Below are 6,540 nucleotides of genomic sequence, written 5' to 3' on the forward strand. Positions count from 1 at the left end.
CTTCCTCGACAACGTCGTCACCAGCAGCATCGTCTTCGAAGGCAATGGCGTGGTGAAGGAATACGTCGGCGGCTATCAGGACTGGGTGAATCAGGGCGGCAAACTGGTGTCGTTCGCGGACCAGGGGAAGGAAGCCAAGGCGGAAGCCAAAGCGGCTGCGGCGCCGGTTGCTGTCAGCAAGCCTGTCGAGAAAGCCAAGGTGAGCAGCCTCACCAGCAACGAAAAGCGCGAGCTGGACCTGCTGCCCAAAGACATCGAGAAACTGGAACAGAAAGTCGCAGATCTGGAACTGGTGATTGCGGGCGAAGGATTCTTCGCACAAGAACAGAAGAAGATCGATGCGAAGCTGGCCGAGCTGGCCAAGTTCCAGAACCAACTCGAAACCATGTATGCACGGTGGGAGCAGCTGCTGGAGAAGTAGCAGCTACCTCGTTTGCGATCGCTTGTGGGAGCTTGCCTGCAAGCGATCAACCCCTGCACAACAAAACACCCACTGCGCCTCAGACACGTTTCCGGTCATCCCATTCCAAAGTATTGTCTTTTAATAAAGATCCGAGCTAGACTCCCGCCAAATCAATGAGAAGTTGCGCGCGAGCACTAGTACAATGTTATGCGGCGCAACCCCCAGTTTCACCTCTTTATCGAGAAGCAATAGATGGAAATTTTGGATCTACGTGAGGTACGAAAGGACTTGGCTATTCGAAGCTTCTGGAATATTGGCTTTTTCATTGCCGGCTTCATCTTTTGGACGTTCGTGCTAGTAACAGGCCAGATGTATCCCCTAGAACAATCGAAAGTATTTTGGCTCGCAGGAACTTTTTTAATATTCCCCACAGCCGTACTTGCTTCCAAAATCGTTGGTGCCGATCCGTTTACAAAGGGTAATAGGCTTGCCGATCTGGTTGGGTATACTCACATGAGCGCTACTGCACTGAGCTTTCCGCTCGTGATTGCGTCCTTTATCTATTTTCCTGAAGCAATGCTTCTCATAATGGCAATTGCGTACTGTATAGATTTTTACGTAATGTCATGGGCGTTTGGTACAAGAATATTTGGAGTCCACGCAGCTGTCAGGGTGTTGTTAGCGAGCTTTTTCTGGTTCATGTTCCCAGCCAGCCGGGAGCTCGTGATCCCTGTGATTGTTGCTTCTTGCTACATGGCAACAGTCTTACTTATTCCGCCGGTAAGAAGGAAGTGGATGCATGAAAGCACATTGCTCGAAAGCGCATAACAATCTGTACTGAGCGACCAAGGCGCCAATCCACCTTGGCGCCAGAACAAGGGCGTTATACGGAACCCGTCCACAAGGAGATGTAAGTGCCGAACCAAGCTCTATTTTACCCCCACATAGATATTCACGACGATCAGTGGCTTAAGACCTCCTTGCTCTATTGGGATGAATTGCGAACAATTGTCCCTGAATCAATCGAATCTCCCTACCAAAGCAACTCAACAGCTGCGCTTTATGATATGGGAATATTGACTCCGATACGCGTGAACTCGGAAATGGAGGAAATCAATAAGCTTTCTGAGCAAGTTCTTACATATCTATCAACGAATGAAGGGGCGAGGATAATTGCAAGTAACGGCAACAGGGGGGCTGTCATACACTCGGAAAAATTACCGTATAGGCTTGAAGAACTCGCCCATATACATCCTGAAAAATTTCCGCAGCACATTAGGAATGAGCTGAGGAATGTTTTCGGAGATGTAGATGAAAGAGGTTGGCTTAGAGTGGATGATGGTTTTGCCAATTTTTACATGACGCTACTTGCATCCCAGCTTTCAGAGAGAACGGGAGCGTCTCTTGTAACTAGCGATTCAATGGCGAATGATTTAGCTGTTGCCGTTCACCTAGATGCCCAACTAGGTCGAAAGATATCTAATGTGGTTGACGGTGATTGGCATCACATGAGAAGGCGCTGGCGAGAATATGAAGCGTTTGGGCAAAGAGATGTACGTCCTCCGGTTGTAGCAGAAGGGCTTCTTGCGAATTTATCTCTTACTAAAATATGTATAACGGAAGACAGCTCTATAGACGATATTCTCAGCTTCAAGAGGCATCATTCAGATGAGCTTGGACTTTTCCACCAGAAAATCTCCGCACTTTGCAGTGGGATTGACGAAGATCTACCCGTGGAGGCGCTGCAGGAGAAAGTAGCTTCGATTTACAAGAATCAAGTAGAACCTTCAATTAACAATCTGAAAGCAGCACTGAGCGGAAGGAATATCAAATGGAAAGCGGAAGGTTTAATGAAAATATCGGTAGTGTCAGCTAGCTCATATTCAGCTCTTGCTGTTGCGGGCTTATCAACGCCAATGGCATTATTGGCTGGCGCGGGAATTTCACTTACCGCCATGGGGGTTCTTCACAATATTGATAAACGCATTGAAACAAGAAGCTCCCCATTTGCCTACTTAATGAGTGCGGAGAGAAATTTTGCAAAAGTCGTATAATAATCGGCTGCACGGCGACAATTTCTCCGCTGCGTTGCAGCTCCAAAATTGCGCGTGAGCACGGGCGTTATAGCGCATAAAGGACCGTTGAGCATCGGGCTGAAACTGGGTTGTTTCGTGAACTATGCGAATCCGCCGATCTCTATTTCGCATTCTATAGCACCATTATTATGAATGACTAATCCTTGAATCAACGAAACACCAGTAACACGAGCGTCAGACTAGGAGGGAATTTACGTGGAAGGATTTTGGGTTGGGGTGGGATCTACCGCCACTGTCGTGCTTGCAATTCTTGGTTTCAATAAATGGCAAGCATCAAAGATACATCTTGTTGGAACGATTCGGAGATACCCATTTGCTGTACCAACACAGTTAAGTGAATCTCTCTACGAAATGCATAGCGTTGGCTATCTGCTTAAGGAAGTTTCTACGAAACGAGATTATCCTGAAGATCGCGAACAGGTCTCAAAAGCCATTAACAAAGTGATAGTCGAACTAGATAGATTCAAGCTGCGCGGCTTAAATTTCGGTACTTGCTCAGAACTTGAACTGCGTAACGCAGGACATGAGGAAGCAAAGAATCTTGAGATTCGTGCAGAAGGGGCGATTGTAATTGAGATGGAGCGAAACGGTCAGTGGGTTGAGCTTGCACCGGATCAGGTCCCTACGTACCTACGTCCAGGAGAACTTAGAAAGTACCGAATCTGGCAAGGGATTGTTGCAAGGAAAATTGAAGTATTCCAAGATCGTGGTCGAGCATCCATTGTTGAATACCTGTTTTCGCACCCGAGATTTTCTATTATTCCCCTGCTTTGGAAGGAGGTTAAGGCTCTTCTAATGCTAGCAGCCCTGCTTATCGCATGGATTATATTCATTACCTACGATTCGAGTGAAAATATCCTAGAACCGGTTTCTACTGAAATGCAATCTGAATTACCTCAATAGTATTTCTAACCACCGCTTACAGAGTGACGAGGATAAGCCGCGCACCTGAATCGAGCGTTAGGGGCCATAGGAACCACCATGAACGAGATTGATGTTCTGAAGAAAATTTCGTCGAACCTAACTGAGCGTAAAAGCTCCGCAGCTCTCAGTAACTATCGGGTTCTTTGCAGCAACATAGCGTTCTTAAACAAAGCCTTCTCAAATGCCATCAGCACGTTGCGGCTCATGCATGGAGAGATCGAATCCGCCCTCAAGAACGATTCCCTTCTAACACCACAGTTCAAATCCGGCACGGATTTTAACTCGTTTATCCCAATAGTCAGTCGACTTCAACTGAACAGTTTTTCTGTTTTTGAGAAGCTCGCAGCGTTTACGACACCGGATAACCGAGAGTACATCACAATAGAAAGTGTGTCGGCGCTTTCGAGGGGCTTCGATGACTACAACAATCTCGTTACTGCGACTCGGCAGTACATAGATAGCATCGTCTCTGACTCTTATCAGCTATATATGCTCAATCCAAAGTCGTTCAATTATCACGTTCTCATCTCGCTTAACAGCTTTAGCAAGTACGCGACTAAATCCTTGGCACACGCATTATTCAACCCAGAAGTGGAAAGCGCGCTGAACGAGTTTGGTACCATAAAATTCAAAGACTGGACGAAGTCTCATATCACCGAATGCAATCACACCACCTTCGCGCAGAAGGTTGACTTTCTCTTTTCAGTGCTTGGCGTGCCATCAGACCCGGACTTACCCGATGACTTGAAGAACATATTCAAGTTCTCCTCCGAGTTCACGCACATCGGCTATATATCTACCTTCTTCACCTCATCGTCAGGCGCAGAAGTAATTTTTGGTGACGACGAAGGCCCATATCTACCGAGCACGGAAAATTTCAGTGAGTTGAAGTACGAGGTACTCGAAACTGCGTGCAAGGCGTTGGTTTCCACATACATTCCGAGTCTCGTCAAATGCTTGGAAAAGCTTATGCTGAAGCCCCAAGCAGAGAAATTGTCTACCTCATTGCAACTAGCCGCCAAGATGCTCTCCGAGGCGATTGTAAGCCGTAACTCGAAATACTTTTTCTTTGTCAAAACCGGGTTGATTGGTTCAGCAACTTCAATTCCGCTTACGTGCATGTGTGGGGACACAAAGACTTGGGGGCCACCGCATGACACATCGGAGCTTTTTTGCGGTTCATGTGGCAGCTCCTTCCAGTTACTCGAAGTGGATGGCGAAGGTGGTTACATAATCACGAGCAACGGTCCCGCGAAGATTATCGGGGCCAATGTCCCTGATTTCCGCGATCTGCCAATGGCTGAAAAGATCAAACTACTACGGCAGTGCGAAGAGGCCACGAGTGCGCATGGCGCCCAACCCGGTAGTCAATCGGACGCTGCGCAATAAGGCCGCGCAGCGCCAGTTACTTCTACGTTGTGTGCAAGCGCTCTCACCTTAATGAGTCTCGAAATGAACGTGGCTGATCGCACTGGGGATTCGACTGTGGCAAAAAGGAGCGGGTTGATGCCGGTTACTAAAGCTGTGGAGATTGAAAATATGCTTCTAAACATAAGCAAAATCCTGGTTTTTTCAATCGCGGCTTTTTGGACCTCTATCGCGTTGGCTCAACCTCGAGAAGGTGAAGTGACTCACTGGGAAGATGGGTCGTCGATGGGCTGCACATATATATTCGAACAGGAACCTCTCTATGAATGGGATCAAACCCAGCAACCCCCCAGTCGATATTCAGACAGCCGCTGCGATTGCTCGGTACCAGGGAGAGCGTAACAATCTGCAGAATGTCTCAGCGCAGGCCTTTAGACTTATTGGTGTAAGACCTCACGGTCACGACCATCCGATGTTGGTTATGTTTGTTAAATATATCGGGTTCCCTCCAGAGGCCCGAACTATAAGAGGCGACGACCATCACTGGCTGGCGATTACACCTACAGGGGCGATTGTAGAACCGGTGTGCGACTAGTCTGTATGGTCCTTCTGGGCAAGATCGAGACCATAGCCATTACATCAAGTACACTCCCTTCGGTCGCCGGACACCTGCTACGCAGGCGCCGCTTACGAAGGGCGTCATGTTTCTTGAATTTCCTAGCTCATTACTATCCGGGTAGTGCCGTGAAAAAACTGATTCTAATATGCGCATTATTATTGGCCTTACCTACTTCTGCACAGGACATAACGCAAGTTGTAGGCAGGGTGACTTCTGCGCGGGGCCGCGCGGAAATAGTTCGACCAGACGGCCAAAGAAATCAAGCTCTACGCCGCTCAGAAGTTTCAGAGGCCGACGCCTTGGAAACGGACCAGAATGGCGTCATCCATGTCCGTTTCTCGGATGGCGCGATACTATTACTCGACTGCAATTCTTCGTTGAAAATTCAGCGATACCAAACGGATGGCGCTGAATTGCATCTGCTCAGAGGGCGCATGAGGACCATCACAGGGATGACTGATCCAGAGAAATATCGATTGAATATCAGTACGGGCGACACCCACGTTCTGATTACTGCGTCGGAGACTGAATTTGAGGTGGTTGAGGAGTCTCAAGGCTGGATAGCTTCCGGTGTATATTCGGGGAGCATAGAGGTACAAAACAGCCTGGGGTCCGTGGCATTGGGAGTTGGGGAAAGCTTTTCGTTCTCAAGGTTCGAGAAAAGCCAACCTCCCATCGGAGTGGCGATTATGCCAAACAGCATTAAGGAGCCAACATGCGAAATCTTCTAGTTCCATAAGGATCGAGCGTGGAAATTCGCAGAATTCAAATATCCGATGTTCCTGATTCTCTAGCACTCTGGGACCGAGTGTATTCGGAGGGAGCCTTTCTCGCTAAAGGGCCTCCGCCAGAAGCGAAAGTTCTGCGTGTTATCGAGACGGTGGTGAAAGAAAAAATACCAAATTTCGTTGCCACTGATGGCAGCAAGATCATTGGGGCTGTAGAGGTATTTCCGGGAACGATGTGTGGAGAAACTTTCGATGGCGCAGAGAAGCGAGGACATTTAGGAATTCAGATTGATTCACTTCATAGAGGCAAAGGGATTGGCCATGAACTGATGTTGATTGCCATTGAGGACTCAAAACGCTATGGGTTCGAATCTATTGAGCTTTACGTCTACCAGTCCAACC

At 48.0% G+C, this 6,540-nt stretch carries 7 protein-coding genes; all 7 read left to right on the forward strand.

The annotated features are described in order from the left end of the window. Window positions 1-421: ABC transporter ATP-binding protein (locus Q7U10_02265; GenBank protein ID MDO8281444.1), on the forward strand; the 421-nt coding region annotated here is incomplete at its 5' end. Between the two features lie 234 nt (window positions 422-655). Further along, complete coding sequence (locus tag Q7U10_02270; protein ID MDO8281445.1) at window positions 656-1,231, forward strand: hypothetical protein; 576 nt, start codon at window positions 656-658, stop codon at window positions 1,229-1,231. 86 nt (window positions 1,232-1,317) lie between these two features. After that, the gene (locus Q7U10_02275; GenBank protein MDO8281446.1) at window positions 1,318-2,457 is read left to right on the forward strand and encodes a DUF6236 family protein; all 1,140 of its coding nucleotides are present in this window, start codon (window positions 1,318-1,320) and stop codon (window positions 2,455-2,457) included. A gap of 237 nt (window positions 2,458-2,694) precedes the next feature. Beyond that, window positions 2,695-3,402 carry a hypothetical protein gene (locus Q7U10_02280; protein MDO8281447.1) on the forward strand — a complete coding sequence of 236 codons (708 nt, stop codon included), beginning with the start codon at window positions 2,695-2,697 and terminating at the stop codon, window positions 3,400-3,402. A 78-nt stretch (window positions 3,403-3,480) separates the two neighbouring features. Continuing rightward, window positions 3,481-4,812, forward strand: a complete 1,332-nt coding sequence (locus tag Q7U10_02285) for a hypothetical protein (protein ID MDO8281448.1) — start codon at window positions 3,481-3,483, stop codon at window positions 4,810-4,812. A 579-nt stretch (window positions 4,813-5,391) separates the two neighbouring features. After that, on the forward strand, window positions 5,392-6,141 hold the full coding sequence (locus tag Q7U10_02290; protein MDO8281449.1) for a FecR domain-containing protein: 750 nt from the start codon (window positions 5,392-5,394) through the stop codon (window positions 6,139-6,141). A gap of 17 nt (window positions 6,142-6,158) precedes the next feature. Further along, on the forward strand, window positions 6,159-6,540 hold a 382-nt coding region (locus Q7U10_02295), incomplete at its 3' end, for a GNAT family N-acetyltransferase (protein MDO8281450.1).

It is taken from the genome of Thermodesulfovibrionia bacterium (assembly GCA_030646035.1).
Classification (GTDB): Bacteria; Nitrospirota; Thermodesulfovibrionia; order UBA6902; family UBA6902; genus JACQZG01.

Bases quoted from the DNA above. Each gene is read 5' to 3' on its own strand.
- Q7U10_02270 (MDO8281445.1), top strand. From the start codon at position 656: ATGGAAATTTTGGATCTACGTGAGGTACGAAAGGACTTGGCTATTCGA.
- Q7U10_02285 (MDO8281448.1), top strand. From the start codon at position 3,481: ATGAACGAGATTGATGTTCTGAAGAAAATTTCGTCGAACCTAACTGAG.
- Q7U10_02290 (MDO8281449.1), top strand. From the start codon at position 5,392: ATGGTCCTTCTGGGCAAGATCGAGACCATAGCCATTACATCAAGTACA.